The organism is Mastigocoleus testarum BC008 (genome assembly GCF_001456025.1).
In the GTDB taxonomy this organism is placed as follows: domain Bacteria; phylum Cyanobacteriota; class Cyanobacteriia; order Cyanobacteriales; family Nostocaceae; genus Mastigocoleus; species Mastigocoleus testarum.
On the sequence record NZ_LMTZ01000013.1, the window covers coordinates 24,450 to 40,741 of the forward strand.

Sequence of the window (16,292 nt, forward strand, 5' to 3'; positions counted from 1 at the left end):
TGTTACAAGAGTTAATACCCTTCCCAGAACTACATAGACCTTAAGGCTTGGTCATCTCAAGTTTTTGGGCATTCCATACTTTCAAAAAGAAAGATTATATTTTTGACCTCAAATAATGATACAAAATTTGCATGAAGTTTTTTCGAGCTATTTTTCACAAAGTAAACACCCTAGCCTCAGGGACATTTGCAAGTAGTTGTGAATTTGGCTGATTATGGCATGAATCCCCAAGCAGCTTTGGATGCTCCAAGATGGCGATTTATTTGTGATTCAACAGTTAAAATCGAGTCAACCTCTAGTCCTAGGATTATAAGTAAGCTACAAGAGCGGGAACACAATGTGATAGTCTCCTCCCAAGAATCATTCGGAAAGGGTCAAATTATCGCTCGACACGAGCAAACATTAATAGCTGCTAGCGAACCTCGTGCTGATGGCTTAGCGATCGCATGGTAGTAATACGAGTCGTTGGCGGATTGCAACTAAGTGAGGTAAAGTTAAAAAACTGAAAGTCAGTTATAAAGCAGATTCTACTCCTCACTCCTGTCTCCTGCTGTGCTTACGCCCCGGTCCATAAGGACATGACCTGTCCTGTTAGTAAAGCGCATAATTCTGCAATAAATCATCGCACTTACAAGTTATCTATCATAGAGAAGTCTGGACATATCTGACTTTGTATGAATTAGCTATAAGTATTTAAGAGAGGTATGCGATGAATAATTCAATTAAATTTTGGGACAAAATTGCAGAAAGCTATTCTAAACAACCCATTGCTGACGAAGAAACTTATCAGAAAAAACTGCAAGTTACACGGGAATACTTTAAGCCAGACATGGAAGTGCTGGAGTTTGGCTGTGGGACAGGATCTACCGCGATCGCTCACTCACCTTACGTTAAACATATTCGAGCAATAGATTTTTCGTCAGAAATGATTGAAATTGCCCGAAGTAAAGCTGAAGCAAACAAAATCGAAAATGTCACCTTTGAACAATCGACCATCGATGAATTAAGTGTTGGCGATAGCACCTTCGACGTGGTGTTAGGACTCAATGTTTTGCATTTACTTAAAAACAAAGAAGAAGTTATCGCCAAAGTTTACAAGATGCTCAAACCAAATGGGGTTTTCGTCACCAGTACGGTTTGTTTAGGAGATACGATGAAGTGGTTTAAGATGGTCGCGCCGATTGGAATATTTTTGGGTTTGATACCAATGGTTGTGGTTTTTACCACGAAAGAATTATTAGACAGTTTGACTGATGCTGGTTTTACGATTGACTACCATTGGGAACCAAGCAAAAGCGTAAACAGAGGGTTATTTAAATTAAAAGGGGTGTTTATTGTGGCGAAGAAATCTTAGTAGGATTAAATGCTTCACGAATTCGGAATCTTAATTTAAAGCAATATCAACCTCTACAACATCTCCATCTGTCCTGTTAGCGCAAGCGCGTAAGCGTAACGGATCCGCTAATTACTTATGTCCTACAGACACGTGCTTAGGCTAACGCCGACGCCATAAAAGCTCTAGCTGCGCGACCTACGGTACGCTAATAACTTGCGCTTAGCGCTATATCTTCCCAGATTGTAGTTATTGACGACTCGTCCTAAAATAAGTAATAGATATTTTATGTTTAGGCTTCTATTGCAATAACTAATGATATTTTTTTTATAATTGTTATCTCTTTATTAATTAATGCAAACAACTGCTGAGTATTATTGTGCTTATTGCGGCGAAACAAACTTAACTTTTGTCGATTTAACCGGTGGTTATCAACAATCTTATGTAGAGGATTGTCAGGTATGTTGTCGCCCCAATGTTTTGTTTCTACGGATTGATGAAGAAACCTTAGATATAGAAATCGACACTGAATATGAAGAGTAATTAAGAGTTGAAATAATGGAATTTGCTTAATGTTGCAATTTAAATATTCCTCGGTGATCGATGCACCGGTGGAAGTGGTTTGGAAATTTCATGAGAGGGCAGATGTATTACAGCTATTAACCCCACCTTGGCAACCCGTACAGGTAATTCGCCGAGAGGGGGGATTAGCAACAGGTGCAGTTACAGAATTTCGTCTGTATCTGGGACCCTTACCTTTAACTTGGTTAGCGCGTCATACCGAGTGTGAACCACATAAATCGTTTACCGACCAACAAATTTCTGGACCTTTTGAACATTGGACTCATCAGCATAAATTTGAATCAGAAGATGGAAAAACAAGATTAACAGATGAGATTTGTTTTGCAATGCCAGGTGGCGAACCAGTAGAATTTGTCAGTGGTTGGCTGGTACAAATGCAGCTTGATGCGATGTTTCGTTACCGCCATGAAGTAACAAAAAAAGAATGTGAATCAAAGTAAAGGATATTACTTAACCAAAATCTTATTTTCAAATTATTTTCTGTAAAGAGTAGATGATTACCTCAGATATTTGTTGTCTGGGGTTATTTTCATATTTATACTTACCAAATAAGATATCCCTCAATAAAAATACCGACGTGAAAATACCAAGTTAGAAATACCAAGTTAGAAATACCAAATTAGAAATACCAAATTAGAAATACTGGGTTGAAAATATCAGGTTGAAAATACCGATATACCGATAAATATAGGAATCATATTTGATTTTGTTGGCGGCTCCGAAGGTAGGGTAGCTATAAGCTTGTACTTCGATCAAAAAAGACATTCTTTTGTCCACCTAACACACCCTTATACATTAATGTGACATGGCGGTGCGTTACGGCGTGGAAATAACGGCAACCAAAAAAGAAATTCTTTTGCGCGCCTAACATACCCTACAAATAACTAATTTTCTATGCCCAGAGGGTACGCTTTGCTAACAATAATCAACCGGTTTCCTATCGTTAACTATCTTGACAAGAGATGGTGACATTTTTACATGTCAAAACTGGAAAAAATGATTTTATTAAAACAGAATTTAAGTTATAAAAAAGTATTTAACATTATACTTTTAAGTTCATTTTATATACTGTCGTTAGCAGCTTCAAGTGTATTAGCGAAAGAAATTAAAAAACCACGAGAAAAACCGATTTTTAGCCAAAATATTTGTCCTAAAGCTAATCTACTGCCAATACGTAGTTTTGAAACGCAAAAATACCGGGTATATATTTGCAGGGGAGATCGGCGACATCGTCTGGGGTATTATGTTCGGATTCCCAAAATTGGAGGTAAATTTACTACTCCCGTAACAGCAAGAAGAGGTGAAACTTACATTGCACAACGTGAGGAAGCGAAATATTCTGTGAATCCCTACGAAATGTTAGCAATCAAAGCAAATCGTGTGGTCCTTCAAGAAGAAGTTAAATACGCTGTTAGTGCTGATGGTAAACCTTTAAAAAAAGGATGTCCCCAAGGTCAAAAGACTTTTGTCAAAGCTGAAACTAAAAGTTTTATTACTTATATTTGTGGTGATAGTATTCCAAGTAGTTACATTGCTGTTCTCAGAAGTGGTATTGTCATTAACCTTCCTTTGAAAAGTTACAAGCACTCAGAAAAATCACATATTAGCAATAGTAAGTATTTAGCAAATCAAGGAAATATTAGTTATGTCCTCACTCGAAAAGCTCTAAGAATTTATCAGTCTGGAAGAATCACGATCAAAGAAAAAATACTTAAGTGGAAAAGTAAGGAGTAATAAGTAAGGAGTAATAAGTAATAAGTAATAAGTAAGGAGTAATAAGTAAAAATTTAGTGCAACTGTAGGATTGTAGGATTATCAGGAAAGGCAGAAGTTTGTACGCACTGCGTGAACGTAGGCAGAAGGCAGTTAGCGTAGCGTTGCGTTAGCAATAGGTCTAGAGCCTGCGGCGTCGGCTGAAGCCTCTGTCGTAGAGCTTCTGGCGACCGCAGGGAGCAAGGGTTTAAGACCCCACCAAAATTTCCATTTTGGTGGCTTGCAATTGGTAGTGGGTCGGTTAGCGCAGCGTGACCGCAGGTCTAGCCCCTACCATATTCTTCTGCCCTCTGCCCTCTCTCTGCCTTCTTCACTAAGGTCTTGCAGGGTACGACGGCGTATAGTAGTGAATTGTGGGTAATGGGTAATGAGTTGTTAGTATTTGGTGATTATAAACGACAAACTTAATCCAAATATTTATCAATCCATCCCAAAATTTCTTTATTTACTCGTTCGGGACATTCATCATGTGGACAATGTCCAACACCTTCTAAGTAAATAACCTGTAACTTATTGTTACATTTAGCGAATCCTTCTGCCGATTTTACAGGAAAGAATCTATCTTGTTTGCCCCAAATTAACAGCATGGGAATAGATAAGGTAGGCAAAATTTCCTTGATGTTGGGACTATAATTGGGACTAACTGAAGACCTTACTAGGGCTAGAAGAGCTCCAGGAGAACCTCTATCTTGAGGAGGTGTAGCATAAATTTCTACTAGTTCATCAGTGACCGTCTTCGGATTAACGTAAGCTTGGTTAAGTCCGTAACGTATAAACCCACTTTTACGTATGAAGTAGAAAAAGGGTTTAATTAACAAAGGTAAAGCGATAGAAGCAACAATATTTTTCACAAATCCCACTGCTGGGTAGAGAAATGCAGGGGTTTGTTCTTTTTCTAGTGACGGATCCGCAAGATTCGTCATCGCTAATCCTTTCACCATTTCCGGATAAGTAGCAGCAGCAGTAAGGGAAATTAGGGAACCGATGGAGTGACCTACTAAAATTACTGGTTGACCAACAAATGTTTCCCAAAAGTCGTGGACTTGATTTACCCACAAGTCCACGCTGTAATTAGCTGTAGCTTTTTCTGAAGCTCCAAAACACAATATGTCTAAGGCGTAAACTGTATGAGATGCACTAAATACTTCTAAATTATGTCGCCAATTCGCAATAGAACCGGCAAAGCCGTGCAGAAAAATTATGGGAGGTTTTTGACTTGTTTGAACTGCGCGGATATATGTGTAGCGAATCCTCCAACCCCGCCATATCCAATCTCTCTGGTTACCTAATCTTTGTTGTAAGTTAGCTGTGGGGTTCAAACTTACCTCCTATTGCTACATAATGAAAATATAAGTCAATATAAGCTTCATATCGAATAAATTAACCTGAAAAATACCCACAAGGGGATAATTGCGTTAAACTAATTGTGTATCCTAAGTTTTATCTTTTAGGCTGTTACAAACTTGTATGCTATCTTAATAACTATTATATTTTAAGTCTTACTCATATTTTGGGTACTAATATTTTAGGTACTAATTCCGATTTTCACTTTAGAGTAATCTATTTAGAAAATCATATTTAAAAAATAATAAATATTTTCAGGGAGTCAATACCATGTAGTCCTATCTTAGCAAACAGTATAAATGCGTAATTTTTGCTGTAGCAAATAGAAAAGTAGATGTTACGATAATTAAAGTTTGCAACACTTATGTAATTTAGATTAACTATTGGATAGAAATTCTCTGAGTGTGAGTAGAATGACAGATAAGGTCAGGAAATTACTTTTTAGATTAGTTATCCTAGAAGTACATGTTTCAATATTAGACCTCAGTTATTTCAAAATGATTTATCTGAGATACGTTACTCAAGCCCAAGCCAAACCCTTAACATAACAGCTCCCACAATTCATATATGCCTGTGATAGAGAAAAGAAGAAGTCGAGATCTGCCACAAATTAACGAACGAATTCGCTTTCCGAAAATTCGGTTGATTGATACTGATGGTGCTCAGTTGGGGATTATGCCCCCTCAAGAAGCATTAAGACTAGCAGAAGAAAAAGAGCTAGACTTGGTATTGCTTTCTGATAAAGCTGACCCACCAGTTTGTCGGATAATGGACTATGGGAAATTCAAGTTTGAGCAAGAGAAAAAGGCGAGAGAGGCTCGTAAAAAGCAGCATACAGCTGATGTTAAAGAAGTAAAGATGCGCTACAAAATAGAACCACACGATTACCAAGTACGTGTGAGACAAGCAGAGCGCTTTCTTAAAGATGGCGATAAAGTAAAAGCTACTGTAATGTTCCGCGGTCGAGAAATTCAACATAGCGATATGGCAGAAGTTTTACTCAAGCGAATGGCAAATGATTTAGAAGGTCTTGCCGAAATTCAGCAAGCGCCAAAAAAAGAAGGTCGAAATATGATGATGCTTCTGTCTCCTAAGAAATAATCTGTAAAGAAGTTAGAGTGAGATTTCTTAAGTGACGAGTTCTTAAATAAAACAAAGAGCAGAGCCAAAAGTCACTGCTGAATTTTCTATAACTTAAAAATCTTTAATTTTGAAGTCTTGATAAGACTTATTAAGATTTTTATCCTCTATCTTTTAATAGTCTATTTCATTAATTTTGACACACTGACGTATCAGAGTCTACCGTATCAGCTTAGGCTCTGGTACGTTCTTGATTTTTTAAGTTCAAAGTTTGTCAGGTAACTTCAAATTTTTTAACTTCAAACTTTGTAAGGTCACATATAAAACTCAAATGTAAAACTTATTGTTCGAGAAGCGATAGTCCCGAGTGCTGAGTGGGAAAACTAATACTCAGTTGCTCGGGACTTCTTATTGTTTATATTTCAGTAACTTATTGGGAGGTTATGGAACTGAAAAATCATTCGCTTACTCCAAAAACAGGTATTTTGCCACGAATATTACAGTTAATCAATCTCCGACCGGAAGAAAGCGATCGCACTTGGCTGATGTTTGCTTTTTACACCACAACTTGTATTGGGTTGCGCTGGTCCGAAGATACTACTGTTGCGCTATTTTTAGATAAATATAATGCTGATTCCTTACCGTGGATTTATATTGCTAGTGCAGTAACTGGAGCGGTATTAGTTTTCTGCTATTCCTGGTTGCAAAAGATATTTTCCTTGCGTTGGGTAGTAATAGGGACTGTACCCTGTATGTTTGCGGTTTTATTTTTACTGCGTCAGGGTTTAGAAGTTTCATATGCTGCAGTTATTACTATATTTTTATTGCGGTTATGGGTTGATGCATCTTATGTTCTCAATGACCTTAATACTTCGATCGCCGCGAATCAGCTATTCAATATTCAGGAAATAAAACGTGCTTACCCACTTGTAAGTAGTGGAATTTTAGTTGCTGATATTCTTGGTGGTTTTAGTTTACCTTTACTGCTAATATTTGTTGGCTTAGATGGAGTCATCTTTCCCTTTGCAAGTATCTTAATCGTTGTGGGTGCGGTGATTCTTTTTTATCTAACTCATAACTATCGCTATGCTTTCCCTAGCGTTCCAAATAGATTAGTTTCCAAAGTTCAAAGTTCTTCTGGGCGTCGTCTTTCTACTCCTTTAAGGCATTATGCATTATTATTATTTGCTTTTTTCGGACTGCTACAAGTTATTGGTATATTTATTGATTTTCAGTATCTTGCCCAATTAAAGTCAAATTATAACGAAAAGGATATTGCTAGCTTTCTGGGATTATTTGGTGGTGTCGCTGGTATCTGTGAGTTATTGGTACAACTATTCCTTTCCAGTCGCATTCTTCAGCGTTTTGGAGTCTTTGTAACTATTGCTTTACTACCAATTACAGTGGCAATTTTTGCATTCTCTTTAGTAATTTTATTATCTTTAACATCGGCAACACCCCAACTACCTATTTTTTGGGGAATGGTATTTTTGAAATTCCTTGATGAGCTTCTACGCTATACCTTTGTTCTCAGCAGTGGTCCATTATTATTTCAACCGATTCCAGATAAAGTACGTACAAAAATCCAAGCTTTAGCTAGTGGTGTTGCTGAAGCATTTGGTGCAGGTGCAGCAGGGGCATTGATTTTAATCACTTTGTGGTTAGTGACACAGGCTATACCCCAAAGTAAAACAGTTATTTTGATAGAAACTATTATCATTGCACTTATTTGTTTAGTTGTAATTTGGGTATTGCGATCGCATTATGTAAGTTTGTTGGTCTTTAGTGCGGGAAAAAAACAACTAAAGGGTACAGATATTGATTTACGTTCTTTCAAACAAGCAGTTATCAAAGCTTTAAAAGAAAATACTGCTTCCGGAGATCGAAGTTCTTGTATTGAACTCTTATCGGAACTCGACCCCCAAGGAGCAGAAGCAGTTTTAGCTCCACTATTAATAGATTTACCCCCAGATTTGCAACAACTGAGTTTAGAAAAAATGTTGCAAAGAGGTGCAAACCCTACATACTTAACCCAAGTCGGACAACTGCTAAATGAAGAAACTATCAATAACATTACTCCCGAAGTTTCTGCACTAGCTATTCGTTATGTTTATTTAGCTGAATCTCACCCCGACTTAAGGAAACTTGAGGAATACTTACACGGGAAACAACATTCAATTGTCCGTGCAACAGCAGCTGCATTACTTTTACGTCAAGGGACACCAATCCAACAATTAGCAGCAACCAGAACTTTGCGCTGGATGTTAACTCACAAACAGGAACGCGAACGGACAAATGCTGTTAAAGCTTTACGAGAAGCTGTTTATTTACAAGTTTTACGGATTTATATTCCATCTTTATTGCAGGATAAATCATTGCGAGTGCGCTGTGCTGTATTGGAAATGATTGCTGCAAATCGTTTAGAAGAATACTACGGAACATTAATTAGTGGACTTCACTACAAGTCAACTCGAAATACAGCAATGACCGCTTTAGTACAGTTAGAAAACGAAGTACTAGAACCACTATTTCAACTTGCAACTAATCTATCGAAACCCCAAACAGTAAGGATGTTTGCTTGGCGAACAATCGGTCAAATTTCGACTTTGGAAGCAAGTGATACTATTTGGCAATATTTAGGAAAATCTAAAGGTACAACTAGAGACAATATTCTTCGAACCCTATTAAAAATCCATCAACAATCGGGAAATACTATTTTAGTAGATAAGTTTCAGGAAATTAAAATTAAAACATTTATCCATGAAGAGTTACAATTTTTAGGTGAAATTTATGCGACATATATAGATTTAAAAATTCAAGGTAAAGTCTATGCTAATTACGTTGATTTTAAGAGTCAGCCTTTATTTTATAATAATCAATTAAGCGATAAAATAATCGCCAGAGGGGAATTACTACAAAGAGCAATATTAAATTTAGAAATTGATGTCAAAGAACGAATATTAAGATTATTAAAATTACTTTACCCGATAGATAAAATTCAGGCTGCCACTATTAATATTCGTTCCCAATCATTAGCTAATTTAGCACGGGGTTTAGAAATTTTAGACCATACGGTTACTCTTCGTTCTAAACCTATATTATTAAATATTTTAGATAGATATCCTCCCGAAGAAAAGCTACAAAATCTTGTAGAAAACGGCATAATCGAATATCAACAGATGATAATCCGCGAGCGCATTCACAAATTACTATTAATGGAAGAATTTCTTTCAGATTGGTGTTTAGCTTGCTGTTTCCATTTTGCTGAAGTAGCGCGTATCAGCTTAGAGATATCTCATATTTTGAGGGGGCTAAAACATTCTACAGGTTTTGTCAGAGAAGCATCAATTGCTTATTTAAGTATTGTTTCTCCTCGGGTTTTAGTTAGTATATTACCTCAAGTAAAAAATGACCCTCATCCATTAGTTGTGGGTCATATCGATAATTTTATTTCTAAAAATGGAGTAAATGAAAAGTAATAAGTAATAAGTAACAAGTAATGAGTTTTATTTTTGTAATACTACGTAATAAATTTAAGGAATTAGTAAACTCTATTGGTCGTAGACGCCCCTAAAGCTATGATTTGTAAGTTTTTATCCGTAAGGACGCGGTTTGTTTTGTTCGCATTTTAACGCAGCAAGCTGTTCGCGCACTGTGTGCGGATGAACGCGTAGTGCGTTCTCAGCATGTCCGCAGAACATATTTTGAATTTTGACCTTTGAATTTTGACTTGCGCGTAGCGCTATATTCCCATGCTAACCAGTGTTGACCGTTTATTATTTGTTCGTCGAGTTCCAATTTTTAAAGAGTTAAGAGATGATTTTCTGGTGCGTTTAGCATCGGTGATGGATGAGTTATCTTTTCCATCTAATTACACTATTTTCCGACAAGGAGAAGAAGGAAGGTCTCTTTATATTGTGATTTCTGGTAAAGTTAAAGCCCATTTGGGAAATCGTAAATTAGCAGAATTTGTACAGGGAGAATCTTTTGGTGAAATGGCGGTTTTTGATTCTCAACCCCGTTCTGCTTCCGCTACGACTTTAGAAGTTACCGAATGTTTGGAGTTAACCCAAGAACAACTTTATGATGCGATTGAAGAAACTCCGGAAATTGCTGTGAATATTATTGGTATTCTTTCTCGACGCATTCGGGAGTTAAATCAGAATTTAAATATTATTGGGGTGAAGAATTAGTTGTGAGTCTAGAGACTTTTTATTGACTGTTTCCACTTCGATACTCTGGGTCGGGAATGACATTGTCTTGGTAACGGGGAAGTGAGTCAGAAAGTTGAAACCAACTAAGTTGATTATCTGTAAAAACATGAACTTTAGGTTCTACAAGTTCGGGATTGTCTAAAGTACCCAAATTAATTTCAATATCATCGGATACTTTGTTTCGGTAGAACAGTTGCGAACCACAAGTCGGACAAAAACCCCGAATTCCGTTTTCAGAAGAAGCATATTCAGTAGGTGTACCTTTAACCAACCGAAAATATGGCGCTTTTACAACACCCCAAACTAAAACAGGTGCACCACTGAGTTTGCGACACATTGAACAATGACAGTATCCGGAATCAAAGACTTCATCAACTTCATAGCGTATGCTCTTACACAAGCAACCACCTGTTAGTTTTTGTCTCATCACATGGACTCCAAATAAAGCGCTATTTTTAGCTTAACGAAGCACTTTAAGTATAGAATTCAAGCTTTTTATTCCTCAGCTCATCGGATTTATCTGAGAAGAAAAATTATAGAAGAAATCCCGGAATTGGTTAGAAAACATATGTAGCAAAATAAGGTGTCAACTGCATTATGCTTGTTGGTCTTTTGCTGCTCGAGTACTTAAAATATTTCACTTAATGAAGCCATAATTGACTAAGAGTAAAGATTGCTCAGAAAAATAATTTAAAGATAAATAAATTACATCAGAACACTTGTCCTAATTAACAAGTGCAAGCTAATCAGCTAAAAAGAAGTAAGACTACCTAGTATTTTTCAGCTTTTAAAAAAGTAATTACCGCTCGCAACAGCCCACCAGAACTATGACCACCAAAAAAGAAGCTATTGAATATGCCAAAAAATTTAACTGGACTGCAGCAGATGCTAAGAGAGCATTTGCTAATCTAAACTTGGAAGAAGCATCAGAACAAGATATTTTGATGGCATTGGTTACATTTGCAGGCTCAGAACTATTAGAGCGACAACGTTTGCAAGCAGCACAAAAAGGTCAAGTCACTAAGAAAAATAACTACATTAAACAAGTTGAGCAGGACTTTGCAACTAAAATCGACCAATACGAAGAAACCCTGAAAAAAGAGCGTAGTTTATTTGTCAGTACGATCGCCAAAGTCTACCAATTTGCTCAACGCTTTGGACTCTCTGACCCCTGGATTGAAACTTTGCTATCTCAATATAATAAGTACCAAGATGCAGCATAGTTAAACGCATCAGATAAAAATTATGAACGCCGATAAGACCACTACCCGCAAACAATTACAAGGGTATGGCGCAAGTCGTTACCTAGCGTATTCTCTTACTAAAAATTTAACTTCAGTGACAAAACAAGGTAGAGCTTATGCTTACCTCCTCAGGGATGTGATTGTTTCGATTCGGAAATATAAAAACCGCCCTCGCATTAAACCAACAACTAGCCAGACCCTGGAAATTATTCTGCGATCGCTGCTGGAACGATTAGGTAATGTCACAGAAGTTCCTTTCACCCGTGGTACAGACACCGAAATGAGCGAAATAGCCAAACAACTTATTCAAGCTATGTCTGATACTGATAGCGTTTTAGCCGAACTCAAAGCTACCGCTGCGACCATCAAAGCAAAGTACAGTAGTTAATCAAGTGTCAGATTATTCTTTTGAGCAATTGGTAAGACAATTATTTGAAGCTACTAAGCAGGTTGATATAGCTTTAGATGAACTTAAAAGCGCTGCTGCTAGTATTGAAGAGAAATACGAACCACGTACAGAATTTAACCGCTGGCGTAAATCTCATGAAGGAAAACTCTGGAAACAGCAACAATATAAGATTCAGAAAGGACTTTGTGCTATTTGTCGCCAGCCAATTGAATTTAAAGGCTCTCATATTGACCACAAACAGCCGTTGAGCAAGTATCCTCAATTAGCTTTAGAGCCAAAAAATCTGAGAATTACCTGTCCGGACTGCAACGTATCCAAAGGTAGTAAATATACTAATTACAACTTGGGGTAATTCTTTTCATTGTATTAATCTAACTTTTTTGAGAGGTTTCCTATTCTCTGGGTTAGGGACTTTATAAGCTTTATCTTCTAATATAACTATATGTAAATTATTTTATTTATATTCTTTCTCGGCAAATTCGGGAATTAATGAAAAATTACTATTTTTTTCGCCGTTTCACCTTAGCTATTATCACTTCATTATTTACTTTAAGTTTTGAGATTACTAGTGTAGATTCTGTTAATGCTCAAGACAGTGAAGTAACTTCAAATACTCAAGAACAAGATTGTTCTATTCCTCCTCGATTCGCAGCAGGAAAACTTAGAATTGCAGTTGCTGATTTTAAATTTAGTGCTACAGCTCTAAACCTAAATAATGATAAAAATTTTTATGACTATCAAGACGAAGTAACAAGAATTAGTGACATCATAGCCAGTTACTTAGCTAGAGACAATAATTTTACAGTAGTTGAAAGAACTCAAATGAAAGAACTTTATGAGGAGGGAAAATTATGTAAAATTCGTCAAAAATTTGGTGTCGAAGCTATAATTATTGGATCTATAACTCAATTTAATATTACTAAGAGGAAATCTGGGGGAGGATTTCTTGGTTTTGGTAAGGCAACTACTAACAAAAATGCTGATGTTGAATTGAATGTCAGGATTATTAATACTGCTACAAGTGAAATAGTCAATACCTTTGTAGAAGTTGGTAATAGTAATTACTCAGAAAGTAATTTAGAAGTACCTAGAGTAAGTGTAGAAGTTAGAAATGATAATGATTATACAAATAAAATAACTCGCGATGATGATTATTCCAGGAATATTTCCGATAAAACAGGTACGGAATTCGTATTAAAATTAAATACTAGTGATAAAGAGAAAATTAGTTATTCTTCAACGGAAAATGAAGACATTTTGATTAATTCAGCAACGAAGAAAGCTATCGATGGAATTGTTACGATATTAAACGCAAATTATCACAAATTTGTATCTGATATAAGAAAAGTAGATAGTAATTATACTCGCGTTGCTGGTATTTTCGGAAAAAATTATGTTGTCCTCAATCATGGGAAATCATATGGTTATAAGAAAGGAATGAAGTTTGTAATCAAAGAAATAACTAAAAAAATTGTAGATCCACAAACTAAAGAAGTTATTCGTATATTTACCTTACCTATTGCTCATATTGAACTTATTGATGTGGACAGTAAGTCGAGTCTTGCTAAGATTCTTCCTAATAATACAAGCCAGATTATCTGGAGTGAGGAAATTAGAAAGCAAATTGAGCAAGGAAATATTATTGCTAAGCCTATTAACTATATAGATTTCTTCCCTAAGGATAGGAAATTATGAGATAACATCGCCTCCTGTACTAAATCTTGGGCGAGTTATTGATTTCTCAACATATTCAAAGCAATACCTTTAGCCATTGATTGGTAATGTTTAATCAAACAGCTAAATACTTTTTTATCGCCGAAACGCGCTCTGCTAACTAGCTCTGTATCTGTTATGTTCTCATTGTTATTCGCTTTCACCACATCACTGTTATTCGCTTTCACCACAACTGTTACTTTCGACGCTGCTAATTGATAGTGGGGGAAGAGATAAAAAAGGTTACTTTTTTATTTAATTCTGCATAAGTCTAGTACTCGCGATCGCAATTTCAATACTTGAAAATATGAAAATCGAACAAACTGGTAAATTAATTTTCGCAATGCTATGAGCTAAACCCAAACACCCTATTAGAAGACTTAGTAGAAATTGTGGAAACTACTACCTCAGACCAGTGTTACTCTAATGCTTTTAGTTGATTGATTTTCTCTGAAAAAGAATTAATTTAAGAACAGCAATTAACACAAGGAAAGCAATTAAATGAGCTACCAAACAACATTAGGATGGTCGCTACTAAGTTCTGGAATGACTACGCTTTTACTGAAGGTTCTTCCTGGTGACTCTCTTTGGTGGGGAGTCTCTCTACTAATCTTTGGGGCTATTGCTCTTTTTATACGCAAAGGTGTGACTGAATAAAGATAATAATTATTTACTGTTTTGTAGTGTAAATACTTAAAGAGCCAAGCTAACTAGTTTTGAATCTGTTCTGCTTCTAATCCGGGATTTATTACAATTTTGTATTTAACAGTACATTTTGAAACTCTGGTTTAATTTGGCTCCTAGCTGGAAAATAGTTGCAAAAGTACTCAAGATGTCAGACCTGCGTTTGAATCTTGGCTGTGAGATTAGATAAGGATAACAGTGGCGTTCAAATAAACATCGAATTAAAACAACATTCTAAAAATCTTTGGGGGATTTCCGGAGTCGCTCCCCAATGTAAGTGAACGTAAGATGCATGAAGATTTGCTGGAAAAACCCACCCCTCGTCACCTGTAAATTCTTCCAAATCGTACCGATAAGTTTGCCACAAAGATTTTTCGGGACTAACTCGCAGATGAGAGCGATGAAATTCATGTCCGCAAACAACTTTACCTTTAGATACTAAAATAGTGTCTTGCAAAGCTACAGCTCGACGATATCCCAAACTTAAACGTTTATCCATCACAGTTGTAGTTGGTAACGCTCCCACCATCGACCAAGATTGACCTGCAAAATCAATAATTTGTTCGCATAGATACATCAATCCCCCACATTCGGCAATTGTTGGTATTCCCGAAAAAATAGCTGTTTTAACAGATAAAAGAACATCAACATTTGCTGCGAGCTGTGAAGCGAAAACTTCCGGGAAACCACCCCCGAAATACATTCCCTGAATATTTTTAGGTAATTCAGTATCTTGTAACGGACTCCAGAAAACTAATTCTGCACCAAATTCCTCAAGTAATTCAATATTTTCTTGGTAGTAAAAATTAAAAGCTTTGTCCCAAGCGATTGCAACGCGCGGGGCGTTCTCAGCGTGCGTTGTGTTCAGCTTGCTGCGTTCAAACGCAATTTTGATTGGAGGATTGTTAAAAGCCCGCGCCTTAGGTTGATGTGGTAACTGGTAATCGGTAATTGGTAATTGGTCAAAAACAAAATCTTCTGTTTTTTGTTCCCCCTTCTCCCTGGTCCCTTCTCCCTGCTCTCTTCTCCCTGTTCCCTTTCCTATTACCCGTTCCCCGTTACCTACCTCTAAAAGTGGTAATAATCTTTGCCAATCAAAGCAAGTTTCTCCCAAAAGAACAAGTTTTTCAATTAAAGTATCCATTTGGGGAAGTTCTGATGTAGGTATTAAACCCAGATGGCGATCAGGAATTGCGATGTTATCCTGTCTTCTTAGTATTCCAAAAATGGGAATTTGTAGCGGTTCGAGAGCATTTTTGAGTAAAGATAAGTGGCGATCGCTACCAACTCTATTTAAAATTAATCCGGCAATTTTTATACTTGGGTCAAAGCTGCAGTAACCGTAAACGATCGCCGCCACAGAACCAGATAAACGACTGCAATCAATTACTAAAACTACGGGTAAATTTAGTAACTTAGCAATGTGGGCAGTACTAGCGAAGGATATGAATATTGGGGATTTGGTAAAAACCTCTTCCTTATTACCACTGTACCCTTCCTCCCCTATTTCATTAATTTTTTTGGAAAAAGGAGTTATTCGACCCACTCCATCAAATAAACCCATTACACCTTCAACCAAGGCATAATTGACATCTTGAATATGACGAGCAAAACACTGTTTTACATATGTTTCTGAAGTTAATATTGGGTCTAAATTACGACAAGCACGTCCCGTCACATATTTGTGAAACATGGGGTCAATGTAGTCAGGACCGACCTTGAAAGATTGCACTTTGTTGTAGCGTTTGCATAAAAACGCCAACAGGGTGAGCGTAATTGTTGTTTTGCCCACCCCGCTACGTTCTCCTGCAATAATTAAGGCCATAAGTCAGAAAATTAGGAATTATAAGTTATGAATCATGAATTATAAAACTTACTGATGTTTTTACCCACAATTCATTATTTTTTAACTTTTC

17 protein-coding genes are annotated in these 16,292 nt (G+C 36.7%); 13 read left to right on the top strand and 4 right to left on the bottom strand.

Going from position 1 to position 16,292, the window contains the following annotated elements:
• The first annotated feature begins 186 nt into the window (after positions 1 to 186).
• The 5 genes from BC008_RS03405 to BC008_RS03425 all read left to right on the top strand — a co-directional run bounded on the left by BC008_RS03405 (position 187) and on the right by BC008_RS03425 (position 3,649).
• Positions 187 to 453, top strand: a complete 267-nt coding sequence (locus BC008_RS03405; protein ID WP_036265352.1) for a gamma-glutamyltransferase — start codon at positions 187 to 189, stop codon at positions 451 to 453.
• 256 nt (positions 454 to 709) lie between these two features.
• Positions 710 to 1,354 (top strand): class I SAM-dependent methyltransferase, encoded by a 645-nt coding sequence (locus BC008_RS03410; RefSeq protein WP_027846771.1) that lies wholly within the window; start codon positions 710 to 712, stop codon positions 1,352 to 1,354.
• Between the two features lie 333 nt (positions 1,355 to 1,687).
• The gene (locus BC008_RS03415) at positions 1,688 to 1,876 is read left to right on the top strand and encodes a CPXCG motif-containing cysteine-rich protein (RefSeq protein ID WP_058183129.1); all 189 of its coding nucleotides are present in this window, start codon (positions 1,688 to 1,690) and stop codon (positions 1,874 to 1,876) included.
• 29 nt (positions 1,877 to 1,905) lie between these two features.
• A complete protein-coding gene (locus tag BC008_RS03420) occupies positions 1,906 to 2,355 on the top strand; it encodes an SRPBCC family protein (protein ID WP_027846772.1) in 450 nt (149 codons plus the stop codon).
• A 538-nt stretch (positions 2,356 to 2,893) separates the two neighbouring features.
• Positions 2,894 to 3,649 (top strand): hypothetical protein, encoded by a 756-nt coding sequence (locus BC008_RS03425; protein ID WP_058183131.1) that lies wholly within the window; start codon positions 2,894 to 2,896, stop codon positions 3,647 to 3,649.
• Between the two features lie 443 nt (positions 3,650 to 4,092).
• On the opposite strand, the gene BC008_RS03430 is transcribed toward BC008_RS03425, so the two are convergent.
• A complete protein-coding gene (locus BC008_RS03430; RefSeq protein WP_027842500.1) occupies positions 4,093 to 5,007 on the bottom strand; it encodes an alpha/beta fold hydrolase in 915 nt (304 codons plus the stop codon).
• Positions 5,008 to 5,599: 592 nt separating this feature from the next.
• Here BC008_RS03430 and infC point away from each other — a divergent pair.
• The 3 genes from infC (at position 5,600) to BC008_RS03445 (ending at position 10,305) form a co-directional block, all read left to right on the top strand.
• A complete protein-coding gene (gene infC / locus BC008_RS03435; protein WP_027842501.1) occupies positions 5,600 to 6,133 on the top strand; it encodes a translation initiation factor IF-3 in 534 nt (177 codons plus the stop codon).
• Between the two features lie 422 nt (positions 6,134 to 6,555).
• Positions 6,556 to 9,591: an MFS transporter gene (locus tag BC008_RS03440; protein WP_027842502.1), complete on the top strand. Its 3,036-nt coding sequence runs from the start codon at positions 6,556 to 6,558 to the stop codon at positions 9,589 to 9,591.
• Positions 9,592 to 9,864: 273 nt separating this feature from the next.
• Positions 9,865 to 10,305, top strand: a complete 441-nt coding sequence (locus BC008_RS03445) for a Crp/Fnr family transcriptional regulator (RefSeq protein ID WP_027842503.1) — start codon at positions 9,865 to 9,867, stop codon at positions 10,303 to 10,305.
• 19 nt (positions 10,306 to 10,324) lie between these two features.
• On the opposite strand, the gene BC008_RS03450 is transcribed toward BC008_RS03445, so the two are convergent.
• Entirely contained in the window at positions 10,325 to 10,753 is a 429-nt protein-coding gene (locus BC008_RS03450) for a GFA family protein (RefSeq protein ID WP_063800735.1), read from the bottom strand.
• A 400-nt stretch (positions 10,754 to 11,153) separates the two neighbouring features.
• Between BC008_RS03450 and BC008_RS03455 the strand changes: the two genes are divergently transcribed.
• The 4 genes from BC008_RS03455 to BC008_RS03470 all read left to right on the top strand — a co-directional run bounded on the left by BC008_RS03455 (position 11,154) and on the right by BC008_RS03470 (position 13,674).
• Positions 11,154 to 11,549, top strand: a complete 396-nt coding sequence (locus tag BC008_RS03455; protein WP_027842504.1) for a hypothetical protein — start codon at positions 11,154 to 11,156, stop codon at positions 11,547 to 11,549.
• Between the two features lie 22 nt (positions 11,550 to 11,571).
• Positions 11,572 to 11,958, top strand: coding sequence for a hypothetical protein (locus tag BC008_RS03460; protein ID WP_058183135.1), 387 nt, complete (start codon positions 11,572 to 11,574; stop codon positions 11,956 to 11,958).
• A 4-nt stretch (positions 11,959 to 11,962) separates the two neighbouring features.
• A complete protein-coding gene (locus BC008_RS03465) occupies positions 11,963 to 12,331 on the top strand; it encodes an HNH endonuclease (protein ID WP_058183137.1) in 369 nt (122 codons plus the stop codon).
• 137 nt (positions 12,332 to 12,468) lie between these two features.
• Entirely contained in the window at positions 12,469 to 13,674 is a 1,206-nt protein-coding gene (locus tag BC008_RS03470) for a CsgG/HfaB family protein (RefSeq protein ID WP_027842506.1), read from the top strand.
• Between the two features lie 35 nt (positions 13,675 to 13,709).
• On the opposite strand, the gene BC008_RS49240 is transcribed toward BC008_RS03470, so the two are convergent.
• On the bottom strand, positions 13,710 to 13,883 hold the full coding sequence (locus BC008_RS49240; protein WP_161938068.1) for a hypothetical protein: 174 nt from the start codon (positions 13,881 to 13,883) through the stop codon (positions 13,710 to 13,712).
• A gap of 310 nt (positions 13,884 to 14,193) precedes the next feature.
• Between BC008_RS49240 and BC008_RS50275 the strand changes: the two genes are divergently transcribed.
• Positions 14,194 to 14,349 carry a hypothetical protein gene (locus tag BC008_RS50275; RefSeq protein ID WP_201026075.1) on the top strand — a complete coding sequence of 52 codons (156 nt, stop codon included), beginning with the start codon at positions 14,194 to 14,196 and terminating at the stop codon, positions 14,347 to 14,349.
• Positions 14,350 to 14,581: 232 nt separating this feature from the next.
• Here the strand turns inward: BC008_RS50275 and BC008_RS03475 are convergent, their stop codons facing one another.
• The gene (locus BC008_RS03475; RefSeq protein ID WP_027842507.1) at positions 14,582 to 16,201 is read right to left on the bottom strand and encodes a cobyrinate a,c-diamide synthase; all 1,620 of its coding nucleotides are present in this window, start codon (positions 16,199 to 16,201) and stop codon (positions 14,582 to 14,584) included.
• Positions 16,202 to 16,292: the final 91 nt, after the last annotated feature.